Below are 22,441 nucleotides of genomic sequence, written 5' to 3' on the forward strand. Positions count from 1 at the left end.
CGATTTCCATCAACCAGGCGCACGGACATGTGCGCCCGCGATGAGTTTCTGTCGCTCCGTCTCAAACACAAGTGAATTCTCGGGCAGGAAACTGACCTTCACCTCCTCACCTGGCGAGTGCCCGGCGGACGAACCCTGTTCAAGCACACGAACGGCGCCCATGCCAGTTTCGACGACATACAGGATCTCGCGGCCCATCGGCTCGATCTGCGCAATGCGGCCGGCGAAGCCGGTATCTCCGAACCTGAGGAGCTCCGGCCTCAGCCCCATGGTCAGCGACCCCGACGCGCCATCGACCGGAAATCTGACGCCGTTCACCGTAACCGTGCCGCCCTCGGCTTCGCCGGCAATGAGATTAATGGGCGGCGAGCCGATGAAGCTGGCGACGAACAGGCTCGAAGGCCTGAGGTAGAGGTCATCCGGCGTCCCGACCTGCTCGATCCGGCCCGCGCGCATGCAGATGATGCGATCGGCCATGGTCGTCGCCTCGATCTGGTCATGCGTGACGAGGACGGTCGTGACGCCGAGCTGTTCGTGCAGCGATTTGATCTCGGTCCGCATCGAAAGCCGAAGCGAAGCGTCGAGATTGGAGAGCGGCTCGTCGAGCAGCAGAAGCTGCGGCTCCTTCACGAGGGCGCGCGCAAGGGCGACGCGCTGTTGCTGGCCGCCGGAAAGCTCGCCGGGGCGACGGTCGAGGAGCTCCGCGACCCGGACAAGATCCGCGACGGCCTTCACTTTGGTGAGCGCTTCGTCGCGCGGCGTTTTCTTGAAGCGCAGCGGAAACAGAATGTTGTCGCGCACGCTCATGTGCGGGTAGAGCGCGTAGGATTGAAAAACGATGCCGACATTGCGGTCACGTGCCTCTACCTCATTGACGACATGACCGTCGAAGAGCAGCTCGCCGCCGCTCGGAAGATAGATGCCGGCGAGCATGAACAGGCTTGTCGACTTGCCGCAGCCGGATGGGCCGAGAAGCGCGACGAACTCGCCGTCCTCGATGACGAGGTTCATGTCGGGGATCACCTCGACGGCGCCGAACCGCTTCACCACGTTACGAAATTCGATCTTCGCCATCGCCGTCAGCCCTTCACGCCGCCAATCGACATCTGCATGAGGTAGCGCTGCGCGGCCATGTAGAGGATCAGACTCGGGACAAGGTAAAAGACGCCGACCGCAGAGACGACACCGTAGTCGACGCCCATGACGTCATCGCGAACCCAGTACATGTAGAGGCTCATTGTCCAGTTGCTGTTCCTGATCAGGAAAGTGAACACGAAGATGTACTCTTCCCAGCCGCGGATGAAGGTGAAGACTGCGATGGCGAGGATGCCGTTTCTCACCTGTGGCAGCACCACGCTCACGAATGCCTGCCGCCGTGATGCACCGTCGGTCAGCGCGCTCATCTCGATATCCCACGGCACTGCGTCGAAGAAGCCCTTCATGATGAAAATCGCAAACGGCAGCTCGAAGGCGACAAGGACAAGGATCACCCCGGAAAGCGTATCGAGGAGCCCGATCCAATAGAGCATCAGGAACATCGGCACGATCAGCGTCAGCACCGGGAAGGCGTGGAGCACCAGGAGCGAGCGCAGCATCGAGGAGCGGCCGGGGAACTGGAAGCGCGACAGGTAGTAGGCCGCCAATGAGGCGACGGTGACGACGATGGCCGTTTGCGCGCCGGCGATCAGGATCGAGTTGCCGAAGGCATGCCAGACATTGGGAAACTGCACCGCGCCTTTGACTTCCCCGATCCGCGACCGCACCACCGAGGCGAAGTCCGGCTCCCAGAGAAAGATGAAATTGCCGAGGTGGAGGTCGGGGCCGACCAGGAGGGCGAAGGCGAAGACGGCGAACGCGGCGACTGCCGCAATGCCGATCCACAGCTGGCGCCGGCCTTGCGCGAGCGCGGCAGTCAGCCAGAAGGCGACGACGGCCGGCACCACCACGGCCATCGAGCGCCACAGCACCGCGGTCTCGGCAACGCCTGTCTTGGCCGAGAAGGCGATCGTGACGAGCCAGAAATAAGGCAGGATGATCGGCAGCGACACCGCGATCAGGAATGCGTAGAGGACGACCGCCTTGGTGCGGCGGACGGCACGGGCCTGCGCTGCCAATGCATCCCAGTCGGCCGCCGGTTCGGCTGTCGTCGTGGAAGCCAGGGGGATTGTCTGAGCGGCCATCTCAATGCACCTCGATGCGCGGGCGCTGCAGCAGGCGTTCCATATCGAAGAAGCGCCAGCCGAGGAGCGCGACGATGACCCCGATGACGATCAGAAAAAGCGCCAGCGCGGCTCCGTAGCCATATTGGCCGCTCTCGAAGGCGCGACGGTAGACATAGAGCGCATAGACAGTCGTGTCATAGAACGGACCGCCCTTGGTGAGGAGCAGGATGTATTCGAAGCTGACCAGCAGCGAAAGTGTCTGGTAGATCGTCACAAAGCTGATCGGCCAACGCAGCGCCGGTAGCGTAATGAAGCGGATCGTTGCGAAGGTCCCGGCGCCGTCCACTGCCGCCGCGTGGAACAGGTGCTCCGGGATGCCGCGGATCGCGGCGGTGAAGATGATCATGCCCATCGAAGCGCCGATGAAGCCGTTCGAGATGATGATGAGAGCGATCGGTGCCGAAGTGAGCAGATCGAGCGGCGCGTCGAGACCGAACGCCTGCATGAAGACCTGGTTTACGAGGCCGGCCTCGGTGGGGCTCACCGCCCAAAGCCAGAGCAGAATATAGAGGACTGAAGGGCTCATTCGCGGCAGCAGCCACACACCCCGGAAGAAGCTGCCGGAGACATTCCGGATCGCCGTGGTGGTGATGGCGAGGATCAGGCCAAAGGTGACGTTGAATATCGCCAGCGTGCCGAAGACATAGATGAAGGTCAGCCCTATGACCTGCGACAACCGGCGATCCGTTCGAAAGACCTTCTCGTACTGCTCGGTGGTGAACTCGCTGATACGGAGCGAGCGGCTGAGGTCTGTAAACGACACTGTGATATCGATTATGACGGGGACGACGAAGAAGAAGACCGTCAGCAGGATCGCCGGGCCGAGAAAGATCACGAAGTTCGTGCGCCTTCGCGCCGCTGATCCCGCATGGCCGCGCCGCTCGATCGTGAGTTGATCCGCTATCGTCGTCATCGTTTGGCTCGCAGGGCGGGCTTCGCGACCGTCGACCCGGCACGTCCGGATCGACGGTCGCGAGACCGATTGGACCTATTTGACGATCACGTCCTCGAGGGAGGACGAGGCTTCCTCGATGACGAAGTCTGCCGCTTGCTCCGCCGACAACCGCCCCGACTCTATGCCTTGAATTCCGGCATAGATGATACCGTTGAGGTCGCCGAACTGCGAGTTGTTCGGCAGGAACTTGGTGATCTTCAGCAGTTCGGTTGCTCTGGCGAGCGGCCAGGCCTTGGCATAGCGCGGGTCTTCGAGTTGCTCGGGCTTGATGCCGATATGCGTCGTCGTGACCGCGTGATCCGTGTTGAGGTCGGCCGCTGAAGCGTGGCCAAGCAGGCGGGCGGCGAGTTCCGGCTCCTTCGTGTCGGCAGCAATCACATAGACGATCGGGTGCGTCAGACTGACCGGCGAGCCGCCCTTTTGGGGCGCCGGCCCGGCGATCCAGCCCCAATCAGCGAAGAAAGCCTTCTCCTCCTGCGGCAGCCCGTAGGTCGGGAACGCGACGCTGCCGAGGTCCCAGATGCCGTACATGAAGAATGCGGCGTTGCCGGTGTAGAATTCCTTCCGCAGCGCATCGAACTCCATCGCGGTGTTGTTGGCCGGAATGACGCCTTCCTTCACTCCGCGCTCGAACCAGCCGAAGGCAGCGGCGAGCTTGTCGCGCTCGAGGAGCAGCTTGCCGGTTGCCGGATCGACGAAGTCGCTGCCATAGGCCTGGAACACCATGATGTAGTCGGGCCCCTTGTTCGGCCGGTGAAGGACACCGTATTGCGCCTTTGTCTTGTCGACGACCTGCTTGGCAATCTCCAGCACCTCGTCCAACGTCAGGTCGCCCGACAACGCCCGCTCCGGCATGGCGTCGACGAAGGCAGCGTCGTAGCCGGCCTCGCGCAGGAGCTTCTTGTTGTAGAAAAACATCCTGGCTTCGGCGTCCTGCGGAATCGCGTAGGTGCCATCGGGACACTTCGCCGATGACCAGAGCGACGGAAAGATCGTGCCGAAATGTTGAGGGTACTTGGCGATATAGTCGTCAAGCTTGAGAGCGAAGCCGTCCTCCTGGAAAGCGCAGATCCACTCGTGCGCGGCGATGAACATATCGGGGCCTTCGCCGACGCCGAAGACCTTGAGAAGTTGCAGTGCGTCGTCGTCGAAGCCCTTGGCGGGACTCTCGCGCACGGCAACCTCGACGCGTTTCGGGGAGCCCTCGGCCTCGAGTTCCTTGTTCAGCCGCTCGGCAGCCTTGATCACGTTGCCGGGGCGCAACGGCCCAGAGGGATCCTGGCGCGACCAGAGTTCGAGCTTCACGGTTTCTTGCGCGAAGAGCGGCGTCGCCGCAAGGAAGGCCGCGCAGCCGCTCACCAACGCCGCGCTCAGAAGCGCAGCAGTTCCGATTTTCCAGTGAATCATCCTGATTTTCTCCCGTGCCGCGGCACCCTTTTCATCGTGCCGTCATTGTTGTTGCAAAGCTGTGCAACATGATTATGAAGGCGCTTTGGGGAATGTCCAGCGGGGTCAGGCCGATGTCGGATAGCAGAGACAGCAATCAGGGCCGTTTCGTGAGCGCCCAGGCGGTCGCCGAGCGCGCAGGCGTGTCCCGATCGGCGGTTTCGCGGGCGTTCACCCCCGGCGCAAGCATCGCACCGGCGACGCTGGCCAAGGTGCGGGAAGCAGCCGCGGCGCTCGGATATCAGGTCAATGATCTCGCCCGCGGGCTTCATGCCAATCGGAGCCGGCTGGTGGGGCTCGTGACCTCCGACGCCGACGCTCCATTCCGGGCTCAGATGATTGCCGCCCTCTCGCATGCCTTGATCGAGCGCTCCAACATCCCGGCGATCATCAGCGTCGGGCCCACGGCGGACGACGTTGCGAATGCCAGCCGCCAGTTGCTGCGCTATCGGGCGGAGGCGACCGTCTTCCTCTCAGGCTCGCCGCCAGCCAGCCTTGTCGAACTCACGCGGCGGAACGGCCAGCCACTGATCCTGGTAAATCGAGCCGAGACCGGCCTCGACAGCGTCCATTGCGATGACAGGGACGGTGCGCAGCAGGCCTTTGAGGTCCTGCGCATGGCCGGAGCCTCTCGTTTCGCCGTGATCAACAGGGCGAACCCGAGCTCTAGCCTCTCCGCTCGCGAGCACGCCTTTGTCGAATTTGCCGCCGCTTCCGGATTCGAGGCCAAGGTCGTGCGGACCGGACGCGCCGACTATGATGGCGGGAAAGAGGCGGCGCGACGCCTGCTGGCGAGCGACCAGGCGCCCGACGCGGTCTTCTGCGTGAACGACCTCATGGCGTTCGGGACGCTCGATCACCTTCGCGACGCCGGCCTGCGCGTCCCCGACGACGTTTCGATTGTCGGCTTTGACGATGTGCCGATCGCCGCATGGTCTTCCTACAGTCTGACCACGCTCCGGCAAGATCCTTGGCGGATTGCGAGCGAGGTTGTATCGATCCTCGACCGGCGCCTCGCCAATCCCGACTCGCCGCCGACTTCGGTCTACTTCCCAGTAGAGCTCGTTGTTCGCAAAACTGTCAGAGCGCGCTTGTAAGGAGGTCGTGCTCCAACGATGAAGGAAGACGTCGAATATGGCCTTCAGCTTCCTTGCCCGCGAAGCGGGACGCGTCCATGTCTGTGGCCACCGCGGCTACAGCCTCCACTACCCGGAGAATACTTTGCCGGCATTGAAAGCGGCAAAGGCCGCCGGGGCGACCACGGTCGAGATCGACGTCGTGCTGACCACCGACGGCGAGCCGATCATCCTTCACGACCTGACCGTCGACAGGACGACAGACGGTCACGGCTTTGCAGCGGACCTCAGCCTTGAGCAGATCCGTAGACTCGACGCAGGGGTTCGCTTTCATCCCGCCTTCGCCGGAACGAAGATACCGACGGTGGCGGAGGCTCTCGATTGGGCGAAGGCGGACGACATGGGGGTTGTGCTCGAGATCAAGGAGGCGGAGCGGGCGGATGTCGCCATTGATTGCGTGGCTGCGTTGTTGCGATCAACGGGCACCGTCGACCGGGTCAGTGTCATCAGCTTCGACCATGTGGCGCTGAAGCGTGCGGTCGAGCGCCATGCGGGCCTCAGGACCGAAGCCATCACCCACGCCCGCCAAGCCGATCCTGTTGGCGTGTTGAAAGCATGCGGCGCGAAGTCGGTGTCGATCGAGTTCGACATGTTCCACCCCGACGATGCGAAAGCCTTGCACGAAGCGGGCTTCAGCAACCGCGTGCACGTGCCTCGCCCCGACGTGCTCGCCGAGTATTGGCGGGCTGGACGCGATCCCTTGCCGGACCTGGTGCAGTGGATCGCCGATGGACTGATCGACACGATATCGGGTGACGACGTGCCGTTCATTTCCATGCTCGTCAGGCGCGCCGGCCGCGCCGGCTGAGGCCTGCTCGAGGTGGGGCCGCCACGACCGATAGCTCTGGCTGACCGCCTGCACCGGCGCTCGGGGTTATTCACAATCCAGTTGCAGCCGGGTTCTTTTCAGCGAGAATGGGGGGCCTGCACGAACGTATGCGCGCCCGGGACGCTGCTTTCCTGTGGCCGCGGGACGGGATCGACATGCTCAAACGCCGTACTGCATTCGGCAGCTCTGAATGAGGGACAGCCGATCGATGAAGGCCGTCTTCGTACTCTTTGACTCGCTCAACCGCCACGTGCTCGCGCCATACGGGGGACGGCGGGTTCCGACGCCGAATTTCACCCGCTTGGCTGAGCGCACCGCAACATTCGAGCGTCACTATGTCGGCAGCCTGCCCTGCATGCCGGCGCGCCGCGACATGCAGACGGGACGGCTGAGCTTCCTCCACAGGAGCTGGGGACCGCTCGAGCCCTTCGACAATTCCTTTCCCGAGCTGCTGCGCCGGGCCGGCTCCTACAGCCATCTCGTCACCGACCATTTCCACTATTTCGAGGATGGCGGCGCGACCTATCACACCCGGTATGACAGCTACGAGTTCATCCGCGGGCAGGAGGGCGATCCGTGGAAAGCCATGGTTGAGCCGCCATGGGAACGCCTGCGCCAGATGTATCATGATCGGCAATTCAGCCAGGCGGCACGCGACAAGTTTCGGCGCAACATCGTCAACCGCGAATTCATCAGGGAAGAGAGCGAGTTCCCGTCGGTGCGCTGCTTCGCCGCGGGACTGGAGTTCCTCGAGCGGAACCGAAAGGCAGACAATTGGCTCCTGCAAATCGAGACCTTCGACCCGCATGAACCTTTCACCGCGCCCGAGCGGTTTCGCGCAGAATCCAGGACGGGCTGGAACGGTCCCGTTCGCGACTGGCCGCGCTACGGCCGCGTCGACGAGCTGCCGGAAGAGTGCGAGGAACTGCGCGCCAACTACTACGCCGTCGTCGCGCTTTGCGATTTCCTCATCGGCCAGCTTCTTGATTATTTCGATGCGCACGACCTTTGGCGCGACACCGCGCTCGTCGTCACCACCGATCACGGCTTTCTTCTCGGCGAGCATGATTTCTGGGCGAAGAACCGGATGAACATGTACGAGGAGATCGTGCACATTCCGCTTTTCGTCCATGATCCGCGCCGGCCGACAGGCGCCGGCGTCCGGCGGTCGGCTCTGACCCAGACCATCGATCTCGCGCCGACGTTCCTCGATCTGTTCGAAGTGCCGGCCGCTGCCGAGATGCAGGGGCATTCGCTGCTGCCGCTGCTCGACGCCGATCGCTCGCTTCGGCATGGTGCTCTGTTCGGCTATTTCGGCGGTGCGATCAACGTGACGGACGGACGCTATACCTATCACCGCTTCCCGCCCAACCCTAGGTCGCAGGAGCTTTACCAATATACATTGATGCCAACGCATATCTGGGAGCCGTTCACGCCTGAGGAACTCGCCGGAGCCTCGCTTGCGCAGCCGATGCCCTTCACCAAGGGAGCGCCGATCCTCAAGGTACCGGTTATCGACCGGTCGCCAATGTTCGAGAACTACGGTCCCGGCGCGCTCCTTGAGAGTGAAAGCCGGCTCTACGATCTCGCTGACGATCCAGGGCAGAATACACCCCTTTTCTTGCCAGATATCGAGCACGCAATGGCGCGCCTCCTGCAGGATCTCATGCGCGCCAACGATGCTCCGCCGGAAGCTTACACCCGTATCGCGATCGAAAGCTAAGTGAGTGGCCGTTCCGAAAGAGTGTGCCTAATCGTTGCGCCGATCGCGACGTATCTTCTCCTATCATGAAAGGAAAAACCATGAGCATGCATGAAGAGGATCTCGATCGGCGTTTTGCCCTAGCGAAATCAGTTGCCCAGGAGGCGGGGGCGCTCGCGCTCGACTACTTCAACAAGCGCGACACCCTGGTGATCGAGACCAAGCGCGATCTACAGGATGTTGTCTCGATCGCCGACCGGAATGTCGAGGTGCTGATTCGGGAGCGCGTCGCCGCCGAACTTCCAGACGACGGGTTCCTCGGCGAGGAATTTGGCTACGTGGAGGATGCGTCGGGCTATACTTGGGTCGTGGACCCGATCGACGGTACCGCGCCGTTCATCAATGGCATGTCGACGTGGTGCGTGTCGATCGCCGTGCTGCATGGCGGTCTGCCGGTGGTCGGCGTGATCCATGTGCCCTGCGATGGAGAACTCTATGCCTCGGCCGCCGGCAAGGGTGCGAGCCTCAATGGGATAAAATTGAACCTCGATCCGTCTCGCACGATCCAGAACGGTATGACCGGAATAGGCTGCAACACCTATGTCGAGCCGGAGCGGGTGGGTCAGATCATCGCCGCTTTGCTCGGCATTGGCGGCAACTTCATTCGCAATGGCTCCGGTGCGCTGATGCTGGCCTATGTCGCCGCCGGCCGTCTCGTCGGCTATTACGAGCCGCACATGCACGCCTGGGACTGCATGGCTGGTTACTGCCTCGTCAAGGAGGCCGGTGGCAACTATCTGTCCTTTCCGACAGAGCGCGAAGCCTTGTTTAAGGGCCACCCAGTGCTAGCCAGCAATCCAACCGCTTATGCTGACTTGGTGGCGATCCACAGCCATTGACTACGTCATCATTTGATCATTTCGCTGTTTTACCGAAACGATGAAGCACGTAGAGAACGCAGGCACCCGAAAGCATCGACGGAGCCGCTGCCCCTTCGATCGGAAACGGTCAACGCAAACTTTGCACAACTCATCGTCAGCGACGGCCACCTTCAGGCGGGCTGTTCGGATTCTGTCCTTAAGCCGGCGAGCAAAGAGGCGTAACCGTCATATGAAGGAATGAGCGTGCTCATAAATGAGTCTTTAACAGGCTAGGGCGAAGATCAAACGACGCGCAGCCATCCGACCACTTTGACGACGTTCCCCCCCACAATGGGCGGGTCCGCAGTTCTAATCCTCTCAGGGCGGTCGGTCAGGATGCGGGAGCATTATCTGGGTCGAGTCGCTGTTGGCATGACGACGTTTGGGCGCACTGCGGACAAGAATTGGCTCAAGTCCTACCCTCAACTGTCACACTTCGAGGTCGAGCTGGGATCGAGGAACCGCCCACGCGCTCGATACGATTCCGGAACACCTTGCGGATGCGCCGAGCTTTCGCCGCATCCGCAAGCATGTCAAGGCCAAGGCGCCCTGGTTAGCCGCCAGAGCAATATTAAGCTATTAACCGCGGGGCTGCAGCAGCGCCAGGGCGACCGTCGATGCGGCAAGGACGGCGGTAAGGGTTAAGGGCCCGGTAGCGCCATAGTTGTCCACGGCGTAGCCGCCGAACACCGCGCCGATGCTGATGGCGACCTGGAAAGAGACGACCATCAGACTGCCCACTGCTTCAAGCGCGTCGGGTGCCCCGCGGGACAGATTGGTAGGCAACACCACCGGCGCCATGCCGAAAGCGAAGCCCCAAAGCGTAGCGAAGCCGAAGGCGACGACGATATGCGCGCCCCAAAGCACCAAAGCGAGGGTGGCAAACGCCATTAACGCCGCGGTGACCATGAGGGCAGTGCGGATATCAGCGTCAGCCATTCGGCCACCGGCAATATTGCCGATCACTGCGGCAATGCCAAACCCGAGCAGCGCGAGAGCAATCGGCCAGGTTTCAAGGAGCGTCACTTGCTCGAGGAAAGGGCGCACATAGACCGAGCCGGCAAAATGCCCCGTCATCAGCAAAAGGATAGCAAGCATTCCCAGTTGAACACCACGCCGCCGTGTCAGCCGGAAGACATCGGCAACGCTATTGCTTGTGCTCGCAGGCAGCGTCGGCAGGCTAAGAACCTGCAACAGCATGGCAAATGCGGCAAGCGCCGCTGTCATGGCCATGGCGCAGCGCCAGCCCAGCCAGTCGCTGATCAACGCGCCCATCGAGGGCGCCGCAATGGTGGCGAGCGAGACGCCGAGGGTGACGACCGCCATGCCCCGGCCCGTCGCGTTGGTGCCGACCAGCCTCGCCACGACGGCAACTGAAAGGGCCCAGAAACCGCTGAGCGCGATGCCCAACCCGGCGCGGCCCAACAGCAATAGCCAGAAATCGGTCGCCAGCGCCGCAAGAATATTGGAGCCGATCGCCAAGGCACTGAGACCGACCAGCACAGTCTTGCGGTTCAATCTGCCGATGAGAACATTGCTCAACAAGGCTGTCACCGCGCCAACGGAAGCGGTGGCGGTGACGACCTGTCCGGCCGTTCCCTTACTAATGCCGAGATCGCTCGCCATTGGCGTCAGCAGACCTGCCGGCAGGAATTCGGCGGACACAAGGGCAAAGCTGGTAGCCGCCATCGAGAGGACGGCGAACCAGGTGGCCGCGCTCCAGGCGGCCGGCTCAACGGCATCAATGTCTATCAGCGCGCTGTCAAACTGTGATGTTGTATCCGTCATTGAAGCATCTCCAAGGGTGGGGAGATCTTCTTAGACCAGTCTTGCAGGATGATATGTGCCTTAGAATCCGAAATCCATGTCCGTTCGTCCGGAAATGCTGCGACGCACAACGCCCGGCGAGACGTTGGTGATGCGCTTGAACGCCCGAGCGAAGGACGCCTCGGATTCATAGCCTAAACGGGTTGCGACCTCGGCAACTGACATGCCGCTTTGCCCCAATAACTCGCGGGCGAGCTGCATTCGCAGACGAGCGAGATAACGTGCCGCACCTTCCCCTAAAATAGCGCTGAAGCGCTCGGCGAAGATCGAGCGCGATTGACCTGCCACGCCGGCGAGGCTTTCGAGGGTCCAGTTATGTCCGGGGTCGCGGTGCATGGCGGCCAGGACGCGACCGATATGCGGGTCGCGGATCGCGGCAAGCCAGCCGGTGGTCGAGGCTCCGCTGCAATTAACCCAGCAGCGGATGAGCCGCGCGACGAGCAGGTCCGCCATACGCGATAAAACGGTTGCGCTGCCCATTTGCGGCTGTGCGGCCTCTGCTGTCATAGCCGCTAGCAGGGGACCAACAATCGGGTCATTGCCGGCCACATCGCAGCCCTTGATGATCGAGGGCATCAAGGCGATCAAGGGGTTAAGCGCACCGGCGCCCAAGGCCATGGAGCCGCAGAAAAGTGTGCTGGTCTCACCCGTTCCCTCCCGCACCACTTCGCAGACGTTGCTACCCAACTTGGTCACTTGGCAACTCTTGAGCGAGTCGTCGACGACACCGGGCGCGCTGGCCAGCCGGTGGGCGATGCCCTGCGGCAGCAGCACCAGATCACCATCGTGCAACTCCTGCCAGTCATGCGTTTCCGTATGGATCCAGCATGGCCCCTGGCTCACGAAGTGAAAACGAAGCGACGATTGTTGCGGAAAGGCGATGCTCCATGGATGTCGGAGCTCGCAGCGGCCATAGTTGACGCCACTCAAGCGAAAGTCTCGTAGGACTTCGCTCAGCGCATCCATTGGGATATTTGGCGGCGAAGAGGAACGGGACGAACGGTCAAGCATCTGCCCAATTTAGATGCCGCCCGTCCGGGATGCAAGGTGGCGGTTGAATTTCCATCCGTGCTCTACGGCTTGGCGAGCATACCAGAGCCGCTCTTCAGGATTCTTCAATGCCTCCATGAGTTTGACGTTATGGCCCCAGGGCAGTTGTGCAACAAATTGTTGCACAATTTGCTCGTCCGGGAATGCCTGAGCAAAGGCGCGCATGTACTTGAGGTTTCGCGGCGAAAGGCCCGTCATCTCGGAAAAATCGCGCCGAAGGTCCGCGGCGAGCCGATCGATGACGCGGGCGCCCCATCCTTCGGCGATTTGGCGTGCCAAGATCTCGCTGCCGATGCTCCAGTAGAGCAAGATGAGTTCTCGATTGACAGCGACGGCCGCCTTCAGACGAGCTGTATGGATCCTGTCCTTAAGCTCGGCGAGTAGAGAGGCGTAATAGTCAGATGAAGGAATGGGCGTGATCAAGTCTTTAGCAGCCCGGGCCCGAAAAAGCTTTAGCGTTTACCAGTGCCACGCAGCCATCCGGCACTTTGACGGGGTGACGAGCGGGTTTGCGGTTCGATTCTTTTCAACTGCAAAGACAGGTATCGTATGATGGGCTCTAAGGTCTGTTTTGCAGTCCACGTGCTAGATGAATCGATCAGCGTCCACCGGGTTGGGCACGAAACAGGAGATCGATTTCCTTGCAATTCTATAGCGGTTACGCGCGACAAGGTCATAGAGCGCATCAGCCCATTGCCGTGGAATGAGGCTGATAGCGTGGCTTGTCGTCCAAGGGAAGCCAAGACCCGCTAGAAGCCGGATGATGCCGTGCAGGCGCAGATAAGGCCGGCCGGCTTCAAGGAGAAGGCTGGTTTCGTACAAGCGCTCCTCAAGGCCGTAGTGGCGATAGAGTGCTGCGCCGATCTCCGATTGTGCGGACAGGAACCGATATCTTCGGTGCCTGTCGCGCTTCAGGGCAAATTGGACCCAAGCAGAGCAGAACCCGCATTGGCCGTCGAAGACGAAGACGGGCTTATCGTCAGGGAAGGGAGGCACAGCGGGATCGTTTCTGTAACTGTAGTCTGTCATCGCGGCCGCTCACTTCACCTAATCCTTCCTCAAGGAACGCGTCGTCACGACCTTCGCCGGCACTTATGTTGTGGTCTTCTGTTTCAACGACGCGATAAACGCGTGAAGTCCAGCCCGCAGCGGATCGAACAACGGATTCCTCTTGTCGCTTATCATGACTTCGCCGAGCAATTTTGTCCCGACAGCCACGGCGGCAGACGCGTCCGGACCGAGACCGGAATGGTGGCGCACCCGTTCGACAATGGCGAGAATGTCGTCATGGCTGACGTGCTCGAACGTCAGCGACGCGGGTTCGCTCGGAACGCTGCCGTCCCGTGCGCGAACAAGCTTCAGCGATATCTCGTAGGTGTAGCCTGAAGAAGCCATGATCACTCCTGGTTAGTTGCCTTTCGCGGCTGCTGGCGGCGCTCGATGGTCGTCAGGGCTAACCTGCCTTTAGCGGGCCGGCCCCGACGGTCCTCTTAGCTGTGCTGCGCCCTGTTGGTTCTGGCCGCCGTCCAGGACGCGATGTAGTCCATCAGCGCCGGGGAGAGGCAATCGTATGGCGCAAGCCCCAACTCGATGAGGCGCTGCCGGATCCCGCCCATCGCTTCGGGATCTACACCCGCCTCGATGATGGACGAGACGAAAGCCGCAAATCCGGGTTCCTGCCAGCCATTCTCCTGAAAACGCTCGGGATGAATGAAATCCAGGCCCTGGAAGGGATGCTCGCGCTCGACCGGCCCATACATGTGCACGCCGCATTCCGTGCAAGCATGCCGCTGGATCAGTGCCGACTGATCGACAACGGTAAGCTTGTCGCCGTTTTCCAGGACCGTCACCTTATCGTGCGGTGCGACGGCGACCATCGAAAACGCCGCGCCTTCAGGTTTCCAGCACTTGGTGCAACCGCAAACATGATTGTGCGCGATCGGCCCCTCGACCCTGACTTTGACAGGACGTTCTATGCAGGCGCAGACGAGCACGCCGCCGGCAAAGGCCTCGGCAGTTCTCGTGACGCCACGATCGAGAAGGGGGTGGATAGAGATGGAATTTGTCATGCATCCTCCTTGTTACGCAATGCGATAACGATGTGTGTCGGCGGCTTTCGTCCTCAGAACAGAACGACTGATCGTATGGATTTGCCTTCGTGCATCAGGTCGAAGGCCGTGTTGATCTCGTCGAGCGGCATGCTGTGGGTGATCAGATCGTCGATGTTGATCTTGCCTTCCATGTACCAGTCGACGATTTTCGGCACGTCGGTGCGGCCGCGAGCGCCGCCGAAGGCCGTTCCCTTCCACACGCGTCCGGTCACCAGCTGGAACGGCCGCGTCGAGACTTCCTTGCCGGCTTCGGCAACGCCGATGATGATCGACTCGCCCCAGCCGCGATGGCAGCATTCAAGCGCCTGGCGCATGACATTGGTGTTGCCGGTTGCATCGAAAGAGAAGTCGACGCCGCCGCCGGTCAGATCCTGAATGGCCTCCACGACCTTGTCGGCCCCTACCTCGTTCGGGTTGATGAAGTCGGTCATGCCGAAGCGGCGCGCCATCTCGGCCTTGGCGGGGTTGAGATCGACACCGATGATCCGGTCGGCGCCGACCATGCGGGCGCCCTGGATGACGTTGAGGCCGATGCCGCCGAGGCCGAAGACCGCGACATTCGCGCCCGGCCAGACTTTTGCGGTGTAGACGACCGCGCCGATGCCGGTCGTCACGCCGCAGCCGATGTAGCAGATCTTGTCGAAGGGGGCGTCCTCGCGGACCTTGGCCAAGGCTATCTCGGGGAGGACGGTGAAGTTCGAGAAGGTCGAGCAACCCATGTAATGAAAGATCTCGCCGCTGTCGCAGGAGAAGCGGGTCGTTCTGTCCGGCATCAGCCCCTGACCCTGCGTCGCCCGGATGGAAGTGCAGAGGTTGGAACGGCGCGACAGGCAGGTTTTGCACTCGCGGCATTCCGGCGTGTAGAGCGGAATGACGTGGTCGCCCGGCCTCAGCGACATGACGCCGGGACCGACCTCTCTGACGATTCCGGCGCCCTCATGCCCGAGGATCGCCGGGAACTTGCCTTCCGAATCGAGACCGGCAAGCGTGTAGGCATCGGTGTGGCAGACGCCGGTTGCCATGATCTCGACGAGGACTTCGCCCGCCTTGGGGCCGCCGATGTCAATTGTTTCGATCGACAGTGGCTTGTTCGCAGCCCAAGCGACCGCGGCGCGTGATTTCATGTGGAGTCCTCGCTCGATATGGCCGAATTGCGGCATTGACGTTCGTATCGGTTTGTAGATACTATTTGGTATCTGAAATAGCAAGATGCGGTTTCGGAATGATGTTCACCACGATCTGACGGTCGCCTCGGATAAGCGGCCCGGCGATCGGCTGAATGACGTAGACAGGGAGGGTTCGAATGTTTGACGTTGCTGGAGAGCAGCCGCGGGGCGGTGAGCGGATGGAAGTAAGAGGATCGGTCTTTGCCGTGGGTGCCGACAAGGCAAACCTGCAAGAGGCTGGTGCAAGCGCGCGTGAGTCGACAGCGGCCGCTAGCGACAAACGCCTCTTCAAGCAGCCGGCAGCCTAGGGGGACGTGGAAATGGATGTCCTGTTCGAACCAACATCAATCCTCCGGGTGCTGTGCGGCCTGTGGTTCATACCTCATTGTCTCGGAAAGATGCGCAATGTCGGGCCAGCCTCGGCGACTTTCGCCAAGGCCGGGTTCCATCCGGCCGGCGCATTCGTGATCATCACCATCATCGTGGAACTGATTGCCGGCGCCGGCCTGGTTCTCAACATCTTTCCGCAGTTCGCCGCAGGCCTGGCTGTCGCCGTTCTGCTTGGCGCCAGCTATGCCGTCCTTCGCATAAACGGATGGAACTGGCGATGGCAGAAACAGGGGCCGGAATTCATGGTGTTCTGGTCGGCAACCTGCGTTCTGGTCGTGCTTTGATTTGACGTTCGGGCGTTTTCAAGATACTGAGGGGTATCCGAGTGCGATAGCAATCAGGGAGAGTAATTTTGGCGCGATTGACCCGGGAACAGAGTCAGGCACGGACGAAAGCGAAACTGCTGTCGTCCGCGCGCGAGGTCGTCGCCCGCGAAGGCTACGAGGGCGCCACCATCGAGCGCATCGCCGAGGAGGCGGGCTTCAGCAAGGGTGCCTTCTACTCCAATTTCAATGGCAAAGAAGATATTTTCCTTTACCTGCTCGAGACGCATGCCGGCGAAGACGTGATCGAGCTTCAGAAGCTTCTCGGGCCGATCGAAAACGCCCGCGAGCTGATCGACACCTTGAGCAATTGGGCGCAGGAACGCTCCACCGACCCGAGCTGGGGAATGCTTGCATTGGAACTTTTCCGCCATGCGAGACGCAACGCCACCTTCGGCGAACGCCATTCGAACCTGTTCCGTGCGCAGTGGGAAGGTCTCGGCAGGATCCTGCTCCGGCTGTTCCCCGAAGGCAAGGCGCCCGCCGGGCCGACGGCGCTCGGCGGCATCGTCTTCGAGCTCACCTATGGCGCCGCCTCGAGTTTCACCAATGGGCCGACGGTTGGAGAACTTGTGAAAGTTGCCTTGACGTCGATGTACGAAGCCTATGGTATCCGGGAAACGGCGCAGTGAGATGTCGCGCCTGCGTGACGTCGAAGGACCGTTCCCGCGATAAAGCGCACCGAACCATCCACAAGTTGCCTCGAGCGAAATCCTGCCGGTAAGCGCAGCCAGCCCTACGGAATCGTTGCGGCCAGAGGCTTACAATCCACGCCGCGCGATCGGGTTTTGAGTGTTGAGCTGGTCGTCAATCTCGTGTCTTGATATCCGGCTGCTGATCGCATGCACGGGCCCGGCGTGGCCCGCATCCGACTTTGCGGACGCGGACCAGGCGGAAGGCGTTCAGGAGGCAGCACTGATCCGCAGAGTGGGGCGTATTGCAAACGCTCCATCACCCGCAAGAACGACTGCGGCCAGACCGACAATCCACAGTGCCGGAAACTCCCAGCCGCCATTCGGATTGGTGAAGAAGAAGCCTGCCGCGGCATGGACTGTGGTGATCGCGCCGACCAACACCGGAATGAGCGCCAATGCGGCAAGGCGCGCGAAGAAGCCGACGACAAGGGCGAGGCCGCCCACGGTCTCGAGAGCGATCGCCAGATAGGCAAGGGCGGGCGGCAGGCCGAGGCTCGCGAAGAACTGGGCCGTTCCGGCCGGCGTGAAGACGAAGATCTTCAAACCGGCATGGGCGAGAAAGAGTAGCCCGAGTGTCACCCGCAGCATGAGGATGGCGTAAGGGGCAGAGCGTGAATCGATCATCTGTGTGTCTCCTGTTGCTATGGTCTGTTGCATTCCGCGCGGTCCGCCCGGGGAATCTCTTGGGATGGGCAACGCGGGATAAGCGAGCTTTGGATCCCCGCATCCGGCGGCGTGTTCCTACACTTCAAAGTAGGCATTGACATACCGATCGGACTTCAGATACTTTGCGGTATCTTGAGAATTGTCAAGCGGCCCGCAGAGGAGCAGTGGCGCGCCGACAGGCTCGGGAGTGAGTGAACAGCCCCAGGGGAGGATAGGATGGCTGTGGATCTGCAGGCCGCCGGCGGCGGCCCGGTGCTTTCCATCGAAAATGTCGATGTCCGGTTTGGCGGCATTCACGCGCTCAAGGGCGTTTCACTGACAGTGAATGCCGGCGAGATCTGCGGCCTGATCGGCCCGAACGGCGCCGGTAAAACAACGCTGTTCAACTCCATTACCCGGCTGAGCACCGTGACCGCCGGTTCAATCCGTATTCACGGACGGGCGATCGAAGCCGTGCCAGCGCGCCGGATCATCGGACTCGGCATTGCGCGCACATTTCAGAATCTCGGCATCTATGGCGCCATGACGGTTCTCGAAAACGTCATGCTCGGCGCCCACCACCTGACCGGCGGCCGCTTTGTCGAGGCGATGCTTCGACCCGGGCGTGCCCGTCGCGTGGAAAGCGAGACGGAGCAGCACTGTCGGGCGATCCTGGAGGACTTCAATCTCTCCGGGGTTGCCGAGGCGGCGGCGGGCTCGCTGCCCTATGCGACGCAAAAGCGCATGGAAATCGCCCGCGCACTTGCCTCGCGACCCACAGTGCTTCTCCTCGATGAGCCGGCGGGCGGCCTCACCCATGGGGAAGTCGCCGAATTCGGCGAGCTCGTCTCCCGTGTCCGCGATCATCATGGCGTCACGATCGTGCTAATCGAGCACCATATGGGGCTTGTCATGAGCCTTTGCGATCGCGTCGAGGTCTTCCACCTTGGCCGCAACCTGGCGAGCGGAACACCGGCAGAGGTCAAAGCCAACCCCGATGTCATCGACGCCTATCTCGGGAGGGCACGATGACGATGCTCAAGATACAGGGTCTTTCTGCCGGTTATGGTGCAGCCGATGTTCTCCATAGTGTCGATTTCACGGTCGAGCAGGGCACGATCGTGGCGCTGCTCGGGGCCAACGGCGCCGGCAAGACGACGATCCTGAGGGCGCTGTCCGGCCTCGTCCCGGCGCGCGGAACAATCCACTTCCGAGGTAAAGACGTAAGCCGCTGCAACGCCGCACAAAGGGTAGCGCTCGGCCTTGCGCACATACCGCAGGGCCGCGGCACGTTCGGCGACTTTACCGTCGAAGAGAACCTTGCGGCCGGCGCCTTCACCGTCACCGACAGGCGACAGATCGCCCAAGATATGGAGCGTTGGTACGCGGCCTTTCCGCGTCTCGCCGAGCGCCGCCGCCAACAGGCCGGCAGCCTCAGTGGCGGCGAGCAGCAGATGCTGGCCCTTGCCCGGGCGCTGATGTCGCGGCCGAAGCTCCTGATGTGCGACGAGCCTTCGCTCGGGCTGGCGCCGGCCATCACCCAAGAGATTTTCGAGATCTTCAAGACGCTCAATCGGGAGCACGACATGACGCTGCTGATCGTCGAGCAGAATGCCGACCTCACGCTCCAGTTCGCGGACACGGCCTACGTGCTCGAGTCCGGATCCTTCACGGTGAGCGGCGCGGCTGCGGAACTGCTTGGCAATGAAGCTGTGCAGCAGTCCTATCTGGGGGTGTGAGATGGTCCTTTTCTTCCAACTCGTCGTCGACGGGCTCGCTTCCGGTGCCATCTACGCTTCGCTGGCGCTGGCACTGGTTCTGATCTTTCGCGCGACGCGCATCGTCAATTTCGGGCAAGGCGAGATGGCCACTTTCTCCGCCTATTGTGCCTGGCAGCTCTGTGAATGGGGCGTGCCGATGATGCTCTCCTTTCTCGTCGCCGGCGTGCTGGCGTTCCTGCTGGGCATCGGCGTATTCCGCCTTGTCATCAGGCCGGTCTCCACGGCTCCCGTCGAAGCCGTCGTCGTCGCGACGCTCGGGCTCTTCGTGGTCTTCCAGGCGCTTTCGCTGTGGCTGTGGGGCTCCGACCAGCGCGCCTTTCCCTCGATGTTCCCGAATGTCGGCTGGGATATTCGCGGCGTGCGCCTAACCGCAAGCGCTGCCGGCATGATCGCTGTCCTCATCTGCCTCGCCGCGCTCACGGGGGTGGTCTTTCGCTTCACGCGGCTGGGCCTCGCCATGCGAGCCTCTGCCTATGACGGCGAGAAGAGCCTTCTCGTCGGCATTCCGGTCGAACGGATGCTGATGCTCGGCTGGGGTTTCGCCGCAGCGATCGGCTTTGTCGCGGCGCTTCTGGTCGGGCCTCGGCTGTTCCTGAGCCCCACGATGATGATGCCGATCCTGCTCTACGCCCTGGCGTCGGCCACCCTCGGCGGCTGGGACAGTCCGCTCGGGGCGATGATCGGCGGTCTGATCGTCGGCGTGGCCGAAAGCCTGGGCGCAACGTTTCTGCCCTTCATCGGTGCGGATCTGCGTGTGGTGATCCCGATCCTCGTCACTCTCGTCGTCCTGCTCGTTCGGCCGGTCGGTCTCTTCGGTACTCGCACGGTGGTCAAGCTATGAGCACGCAACTTCTTCGATTCGCCCCGGCGGCTCTTGTAGCCGCTCTCTTAGGCCTGCCGCTTTTCGTTCCGGACTTCCTGCTGTTCGAGATCAGCATCGCCGTCTCCTATGGCATTGCCATCCTCGGCCTCAACCTGCTCCTCGGCTTTACCGGGCAGATCTGCCTGGCACAGGGTGCGTTGTTCGGGGTGGGTGCCTATACGACGGCCATTCTCAATGTCAGTTTCGGCTGGGATCCGGTTGCGACGCTCCCATTTGCCGCCATCTCGGCAGGGCTAATCGGCGTGATCATCGGCCTTCCCGCCTTGAGGCTGCAGGGACTGCAGTTGGCGATCATCACCTTCGGCGTGGCGTCGGCATTTCCGCAGTTGCTGTTGAAGATGGACACGCTTACCGGCGGCGTGACGGGTCTTGCGACCGACCAGCCGTTTGCCCCGAAATGGTTTCCCGGCAGCCAAGAGGCCTGGCTCTACGGGCTGTCACTGATCTGTGCGGCCATCTCCATCGTGGTGGTCACGCGCCTGTTGCGCGGCGATACCGGCCGCATGATGCGGGCGCTGCGCGACAATCCGGTGATCGCCGAAGCTCTGGGGGTCAACCTGACGAAGGGCCGGCTGGCCGCCTTTGCCGTGAGCTCGGCGCTGGCGGGGCTTGGCGGAGGCCTCTTCTGCATCCTCAACGGCTTCATCAGCCCGCAGTCCTTCCTTCCGATGAAATCGATCGACATCCTGATCGGCGGCATTGTCGGCGGCATCACCAGCATTGCCGGCGCCTTCATCGGGGCTTTGTTCGTCGTCTTCGTGCCGGGCTTCACGACCGATATCAATCCCGCGCTCGGCGGGCTGATCTACGGGCTTTGCCTGATCGGCATGATGATGATTGCGCGCCAGGGCATTGCCGGATTGCGGATGGAGAAGCTTCCGGCGGCCATTCTGGGTGTCTTCAAATTCAAGAGTTCGTCACGCTTCCCGGGCGCCGTGCCCGGTCAATTGGGAGGAGAATGACATGCCGATACGCGTTCCAGGAAAATCTTCCAGCCTGCTGAAGGCCCTCGCTTTTACATGGCTCATCGCGGGAGGTACGCAGGCGCAGGAGACCCCCGGCATTACCGACGACGCCGTCAGGATCGGCATTTCTGGACCGCTAACGGGTCCGGTTGCGGCGCTCGGCGCGATCGCCGATGGCGTCCGGACGAAAATCGACGCGATGAATGCCGCAGGCGGCGTCAAGATGGGCGACGGCAAGACGCGCAAGATCGAACTTATCGTCGAGGATGACGGGCTCGATCCGCAGCGCACGCTCACCAATGTGCGCAAGCTCGTCGAGCGCGAGGAGGTGTTCGCCGTGCTCGCGACGGCCGGCACGCCGAACAACCAGGCGATCGGCCGCTATATCACCCAACGCGGCGTGCCCAATCTCTTCATGTATTCGGGCGTCCACGAGCTTGCCGGTCCCGAATGGGAGATCGGCCTCGTTCCTTCCTTCACGACCGAAGCCGCTGTCTTCGCGCATTACCTGATCGAGGCCAAGCCAGAGGCGAAAATCGCACTCCTCTATCTCAACACCGAGACGGGGCAGACCTTCCAGAAGGCCCTCGAGGACGCGATCAGCATGTCCGGCATCAAGATCGTCGCCGCCCAGCCGGTGACATCGGCCGATCCGACGGTGGAAACGCAGCTGTCGACCTTGAAGGCCTCGGGAGCGGACACGCTGGTGGTGATCACCGGCCCGAAGCAGGGCGCGGAAGCGGTGCGCTTTGCGGCGGAAAGCGGCTGGAAGCCGACGACACTCGTCTCGAACATCGCGGCCTCGGTCGCCTCGCTGAAGCCCGCCGGCCTCGAGAACGCAACTGGAGTGATCACCAGCCAGTATCTGAAGCAGGTGAATGCCGCTGCGCCTGAAGATGACGCCGGGGTCAAGCGTTATATCGCCGATCACGACGCGGCAAAGGCGAAGTTTGCCATTGATGATGCGCTTGGTCAGGTCGGCTATACGACGGGCAACGCCTTGGTGAAGGTGCTCGAATCGATGAAGGCTCCCACCCGGGAGTCCATGATGGAGACCGCCCGAAACCTCCAGGGCGTCGAGTTGGATCTTCTCCGATCCGGCATCGCTTTGAACACCAAGAGCGGAGAAGATGTTTACCCGATCGAGAGCCTTCAGCTTTTCCAGTTCGATGGCAGTGCCTATAAGCCGCTGGGCCAGTTGATGTCTTTCGAGGGGAAGACACCCTCGCATTGAATGATGTTCGGCAGACAGCTGGGGGGCGCGCAGGCGCCCCTTTTTTTGCGCATCTAACCTGGTTTCCCATGATGACGAGTATTGACATTCCAATTAGAATTCAGATACTATTTAGTATCTGATAACGGCAGGGACGATCGACATATTGCGTTGATGGTCGC

24 protein-coding genes are annotated in these 22,441 nt (G+C 61.7%); 12 read left to right on the plus strand and 12 right to left on the minus strand.

What is annotated here, in order from left to right; all coding sequences use genetic code 11:
- Window positions 1–9 precede the first annotated feature (9 nt).
- The 4 genes from RHIBR816_RS0112475 to RHIBR816_RS0112490 form a co-directional block, all read right to left on the minus strand.
- Window positions 10–1,074: an ABC transporter ATP-binding protein gene (locus RHIBR816_RS0112475; RefSeq protein ID WP_018236881.1), complete on the minus strand. Its 1,065-nt coding sequence runs from the start codon at window positions 1,072–1,074 to the stop codon at window positions 10–12.
- Window positions 1,075–1,079: 5 nt separating this feature from the next.
- The gene (locus RHIBR816_RS0112480; RefSeq protein WP_018236882.1) at window positions 1,080–2,180 is read right to left on the minus strand and encodes a carbohydrate ABC transporter permease; all 1,101 of its coding nucleotides are present in this window, start codon (window positions 2,178–2,180) and stop codon (window positions 1,080–1,082) included.
- Window position 2,181: 1 nt separating this feature from the next.
- A complete protein-coding gene (locus tag RHIBR816_RS0112485; RefSeq protein ID WP_018236883.1) occupies window positions 2,182–3,135 on the minus strand; it encodes a carbohydrate ABC transporter permease in 954 nt (317 codons plus the stop codon).
- A 75-nt stretch (window positions 3,136–3,210) separates the two neighbouring features.
- Entirely contained in the window at window positions 3,211–4,584 is a 1,374-nt protein-coding gene (locus RHIBR816_RS0112490) for an ABC transporter substrate-binding protein (RefSeq protein ID WP_018236884.1), read from the minus strand.
- A 113-nt stretch (window positions 4,585–4,697) separates the two neighbouring features.
- Here RHIBR816_RS0112490 and RHIBR816_RS0112495 point away from each other — a divergent pair, with 113 nt between their 5' ends.
- The 4 genes from RHIBR816_RS0112495 (at window position 4,698) to RHIBR816_RS0112510 (ending at window position 9,189) form a co-directional block, all read left to right on the plus strand.
- The gene (locus tag RHIBR816_RS0112495) at window positions 4,698–5,720 is read left to right on the plus strand and encodes a LacI family DNA-binding transcriptional regulator (RefSeq protein WP_018236885.1); all 1,023 of its coding nucleotides are present in this window, start codon (window positions 4,698–4,700) and stop codon (window positions 5,718–5,720) included.
- Between the two features lie 37 nt (window positions 5,721–5,757).
- On the plus strand, window positions 5,758–6,567 hold the full coding sequence (locus tag RHIBR816_RS0112500; RefSeq protein ID WP_018236886.1) for a glycerophosphodiester phosphodiesterase family protein: 810 nt from the start codon (window positions 5,758–5,760) through the stop codon (window positions 6,565–6,567).
- Between the two features lie 229 nt (window positions 6,568–6,796).
- Window positions 6,797–8,311, plus strand: a complete 1,515-nt coding sequence (locus tag RHIBR816_RS0112505; protein WP_018236887.1) for a sulfatase-like hydrolase/transferase — start codon at window positions 6,797–6,799, stop codon at window positions 8,309–8,311.
- A gap of 80 nt (window positions 8,312–8,391) precedes the next feature.
- A complete protein-coding gene (locus RHIBR816_RS0112510; RefSeq protein ID WP_018236888.1) occupies window positions 8,392–9,189 on the plus strand; it encodes an inositol monophosphatase family protein in 798 nt (265 codons plus the stop codon).
- 600 nt (window positions 9,190–9,789) lie between these two features.
- Here RHIBR816_RS0112510 and RHIBR816_RS0112515 read toward each other — a convergent pair.
- The 7 genes from RHIBR816_RS0112515 to RHIBR816_RS0112545 all read right to left on the minus strand — a co-directional run bounded on the left by RHIBR816_RS0112515 (window position 9,790) and on the right by RHIBR816_RS0112545 (window position 15,322).
- On the minus strand, window positions 9,790–10,998 hold the full coding sequence (locus tag RHIBR816_RS0112515; RefSeq protein WP_018236889.1) for an MFS transporter: 1,209 nt from the start codon (window positions 10,996–10,998) through the stop codon (window positions 9,790–9,792).
- A gap of 60 nt (window positions 10,999–11,058) precedes the next feature.
- Window positions 11,059–12,048 carry an AraC family transcriptional regulator gene (locus RHIBR816_RS0112520; RefSeq protein WP_026186918.1) on the minus strand — a complete coding sequence of 330 codons (990 nt, stop codon included), beginning with the start codon at window positions 12,046–12,048 and terminating at the stop codon, window positions 11,059–11,061.
- A gap of 9 nt (window positions 12,049–12,057) precedes the next feature.
- Window positions 12,058–12,510: a DUF1016 N-terminal domain-containing protein gene (locus RHIBR816_RS34045; RefSeq protein ID WP_245262581.1), complete on the minus strand. Its 453-nt coding sequence runs from the start codon at window positions 12,508–12,510 to the stop codon at window positions 12,058–12,060.
- Between the two features lie 162 nt (window positions 12,511–12,672).
- Window positions 12,673–13,116, minus strand: a complete 444-nt coding sequence (locus tag RHIBR816_RS0112530; RefSeq protein WP_018236892.1) for a thiol-disulfide oxidoreductase DCC family protein — start codon at window positions 13,114–13,116, stop codon at window positions 12,673–12,675.
- Window positions 13,117–13,179: 63 nt separating this feature from the next.
- Complete coding sequence (locus tag RHIBR816_RS0112535) at window positions 13,180–13,482, minus strand: DUF3861 domain-containing protein (protein ID WP_018236893.1); 303 nt, start codon at window positions 13,480–13,482, stop codon at window positions 13,180–13,182.
- 95 nt (window positions 13,483–13,577) lie between these two features.
- Window positions 13,578–14,156 carry an S-(hydroxymethyl)glutathione synthase gene (gene gfa, locus RHIBR816_RS0112540; protein ID WP_018236894.1) on the minus strand — a complete coding sequence of 193 codons (579 nt, stop codon included), beginning with the start codon at window positions 14,154–14,156 and terminating at the stop codon, window positions 13,578–13,580.
- A 53-nt stretch (window positions 14,157–14,209) separates the two neighbouring features.
- Entirely contained in the window at window positions 14,210–15,322 is a 1,113-nt protein-coding gene (locus tag RHIBR816_RS0112545) for an S-(hydroxymethyl)glutathione dehydrogenase/class III alcohol dehydrogenase (protein WP_026186919.1), read from the minus strand.
- Between the two features lie 179 nt (window positions 15,323–15,501).
- On the opposite strand from RHIBR816_RS0112545, the gene RHIBR816_RS37485 reads away from it, so the two are divergent.
- The 3 genes from RHIBR816_RS37485 (at window position 15,502) to RHIBR816_RS0112560 (ending at window position 16,709) form a co-directional block, all read left to right on the plus strand.
- On the plus strand, window positions 15,502–15,672 hold the full coding sequence (locus RHIBR816_RS37485) for a hypothetical protein (RefSeq protein ID WP_018236896.1): 171 nt from the start codon (window positions 15,502–15,504) through the stop codon (window positions 15,670–15,672).
- Window positions 15,673–15,684: 12 nt separating this feature from the next.
- Window positions 15,685–16,038: a DoxX family protein gene (locus RHIBR816_RS0112555; protein WP_026186920.1), complete on the plus strand. Its 354-nt coding sequence runs from the start codon at window positions 15,685–15,687 to the stop codon at window positions 16,036–16,038.
- A 68-nt stretch (window positions 16,039–16,106) separates the two neighbouring features.
- Window positions 16,107–16,709: a TetR/AcrR family transcriptional regulator gene (locus RHIBR816_RS0112560; protein ID WP_026186921.1), complete on the plus strand. Its 603-nt coding sequence runs from the start codon at window positions 16,107–16,109 to the stop codon at window positions 16,707–16,709.
- Window positions 16,710–16,979: 270 nt separating this feature from the next.
- On the opposite strand, the gene RHIBR816_RS0112565 is transcribed toward RHIBR816_RS0112560, so the two are convergent.
- Window positions 16,980–17,396, minus strand: a complete 417-nt coding sequence (locus RHIBR816_RS0112565) for a DoxX family protein (protein ID WP_018236899.1) — start codon at window positions 17,394–17,396, stop codon at window positions 16,980–16,982.
- A gap of 258 nt (window positions 17,397–17,654) precedes the next feature.
- Here RHIBR816_RS0112565 and RHIBR816_RS0112570 point away from each other — a divergent pair, with 258 nt between their 5' ends.
- The 5 genes from RHIBR816_RS0112570 to RHIBR816_RS0112590 are packed head-to-tail and all read left to right on the plus strand — an operon-like array spanning window position 17,655 to window position 22,280.
- Window positions 17,655–18,449 carry an ABC transporter ATP-binding protein gene (locus RHIBR816_RS0112570; protein WP_018236900.1) on the plus strand — a complete coding sequence of 265 codons (795 nt, stop codon included), beginning with the start codon at window positions 17,655–17,657 and terminating at the stop codon, window positions 18,447–18,449.
- Complete coding sequence (locus RHIBR816_RS0112575) at window positions 18,446–19,156, plus strand: ABC transporter ATP-binding protein (protein ID WP_018236901.1); 711 nt, start codon at window positions 18,446–18,448, stop codon at window positions 19,154–19,156. The genes RHIBR816_RS0112570 and RHIBR816_RS0112575 overlap by 4 nt, the downstream gene beginning before the upstream one ends.
- 1 nt (window position 19,157) lies before the next feature.
- Window positions 19,158–20,039: a branched-chain amino acid ABC transporter permease gene (locus tag RHIBR816_RS0112580; RefSeq protein ID WP_018236902.1), complete on the plus strand. Its 882-nt coding sequence runs from the start codon at window positions 19,158–19,160 to the stop codon at window positions 20,037–20,039.
- The gene (locus tag RHIBR816_RS0112585) at window positions 20,036–21,043 is read left to right on the plus strand and encodes a branched-chain amino acid ABC transporter permease (protein ID WP_018236903.1); all 1,008 of its coding nucleotides are present in this window, start codon (window positions 20,036–20,038) and stop codon (window positions 21,041–21,043) included. Before RHIBR816_RS0112580 ends, RHIBR816_RS0112585 begins: the two co-directional genes overlap by 4 nt.
- 1 nt (window position 21,044) lies before the next feature.
- Window positions 21,045–22,280, plus strand: a complete 1,236-nt coding sequence (locus RHIBR816_RS0112590; protein WP_018236904.1) for an ABC transporter substrate-binding protein — start codon at window positions 21,045–21,047, stop codon at window positions 22,278–22,280.
- Window positions 22,281–22,441: the final 161 nt, after the last annotated feature.

It is taken from the genome of Ensifer sp. BR816 (assembly GCF_000378985.1).
Taxonomy (GTDB): domain Bacteria; phylum Pseudomonadota; class Alphaproteobacteria; order Rhizobiales; family Rhizobiaceae; genus Sinorhizobium.

Excerpts from the sequence above, each read along its gene's own strand:
- RHIBR816_RS0112475 (WP_018236881.1), bottom strand. The coding sequence starts at position 1,074 with ATGGCGAAGATCGAATTTCGTAACGTGGTGAAGCGGTTCGGCGCCGTC.
- RHIBR816_RS0112480 (WP_018236882.1), bottom strand. The coding sequence starts at position 2,180 with ATGGCCGCTCAGACAATCCCCCTGGCTTCCACGACGACAGCCGAACCG.
- RHIBR816_RS0112485 (WP_018236883.1), bottom strand. The coding sequence starts at position 3,135 with ATGACGACGATAGCGGATCAACTCACGATCGAGCGGCGCGGCCATGCG.
- RHIBR816_RS0112490 (WP_018236884.1), bottom strand. The coding sequence starts at position 4,584 with ATGATTCACTGGAAAATCGGAACTGCTGCGCTTCTGAGCGCGGCGTTG.
- RHIBR816_RS0112495 (WP_018236885.1), top strand. The coding sequence starts at position 4,698 with ATGTCGGATAGCAGAGACAGCAATCAGGGCCGTTTCGTGAGCGCCCAG.
- RHIBR816_RS0112500 (WP_018236886.1), top strand. The coding sequence starts at position 5,758 with ATGGCCTTCAGCTTCCTTGCCCGCGAAGCGGGACGCGTCCATGTCTGT.
- RHIBR816_RS0112505 (WP_018236887.1), top strand. The coding sequence starts at position 6,797 with ATGAAGGCCGTCTTCGTACTCTTTGACTCGCTCAACCGCCACGTGCTC.
- RHIBR816_RS0112510 (WP_018236888.1), top strand. The coding sequence starts at position 8,392 with ATGAGCATGCATGAAGAGGATCTCGATCGGCGTTTTGCCCTAGCGAAA.
- RHIBR816_RS0112515 (WP_018236889.1), bottom strand. The coding sequence starts at position 10,998 with ATGACGGATACAACATCACAGTTTGACAGCGCGCTGATAGACATTGAT.
- RHIBR816_RS0112520 (WP_026186918.1), bottom strand. The coding sequence starts at position 12,048 with ATGCTTGACCGTTCGTCCCGTTCCTCTTCGCCGCCAAATATCCCAATG.
- RHIBR816_RS0112530 (WP_018236892.1), bottom strand. The coding sequence starts at position 13,116 with ATGACAGACTACAGTTACAGAAACGATCCCGCTGTGCCTCCCTTCCCT.
- RHIBR816_RS0112535 (WP_018236893.1), bottom strand. The coding sequence starts at position 13,482 with ATGGCTTCTTCAGGCTACACCTACGAGATATCGCTGAAGCTTGTTCGC.
- gfa (WP_018236894.1), bottom strand. The coding sequence starts at position 14,156 with ATGACAAATTCCATCTCTATCCACCCCCTTCTCGATCGTGGCGTCACG.
- RHIBR816_RS0112545 (WP_026186919.1), bottom strand. The coding sequence starts at position 15,322 with ATGAAATCACGCGCCGCGGTCGCTTGGGCTGCGAACAAGCCACTGTCG.
- RHIBR816_RS37485 (WP_018236896.1), top strand. The coding sequence starts at position 15,502 with ATGTTTGACGTTGCTGGAGAGCAGCCGCGGGGCGGTGAGCGGATGGAA.
- RHIBR816_RS0112555 (WP_026186920.1), top strand. The coding sequence starts at position 15,685 with ATGGATGTCCTGTTCGAACCAACATCAATCCTCCGGGTGCTGTGCGGC.
- RHIBR816_RS0112565 (WP_018236899.1), bottom strand. The coding sequence starts at position 17,396 with ATGATCGATTCACGCTCTGCCCCTTACGCCATCCTCATGCTGCGGGTG.
- RHIBR816_RS0112570 (WP_018236900.1), top strand. The coding sequence starts at position 17,655 with ATGGCTGTGGATCTGCAGGCCGCCGGCGGCGGCCCGGTGCTTTCCATC.
- RHIBR816_RS0112575 (WP_018236901.1), top strand. The coding sequence starts at position 18,446 with ATGACGATGCTCAAGATACAGGGTCTTTCTGCCGGTTATGGTGCAGCC.
- RHIBR816_RS0112580 (WP_018236902.1), top strand. The coding sequence starts at position 19,158 with ATGGTCCTTTTCTTCCAACTCGTCGTCGACGGGCTCGCTTCCGGTGCC.
- RHIBR816_RS0112585 (WP_018236903.1), top strand. The coding sequence starts at position 20,036 with ATGAGCACGCAACTTCTTCGATTCGCCCCGGCGGCTCTTGTAGCCGCT.
- RHIBR816_RS0112590 (WP_018236904.1), top strand. The coding sequence starts at position 21,045 with ATGCCGATACGCGTTCCAGGAAAATCTTCCAGCCTGCTGAAGGCCCTC.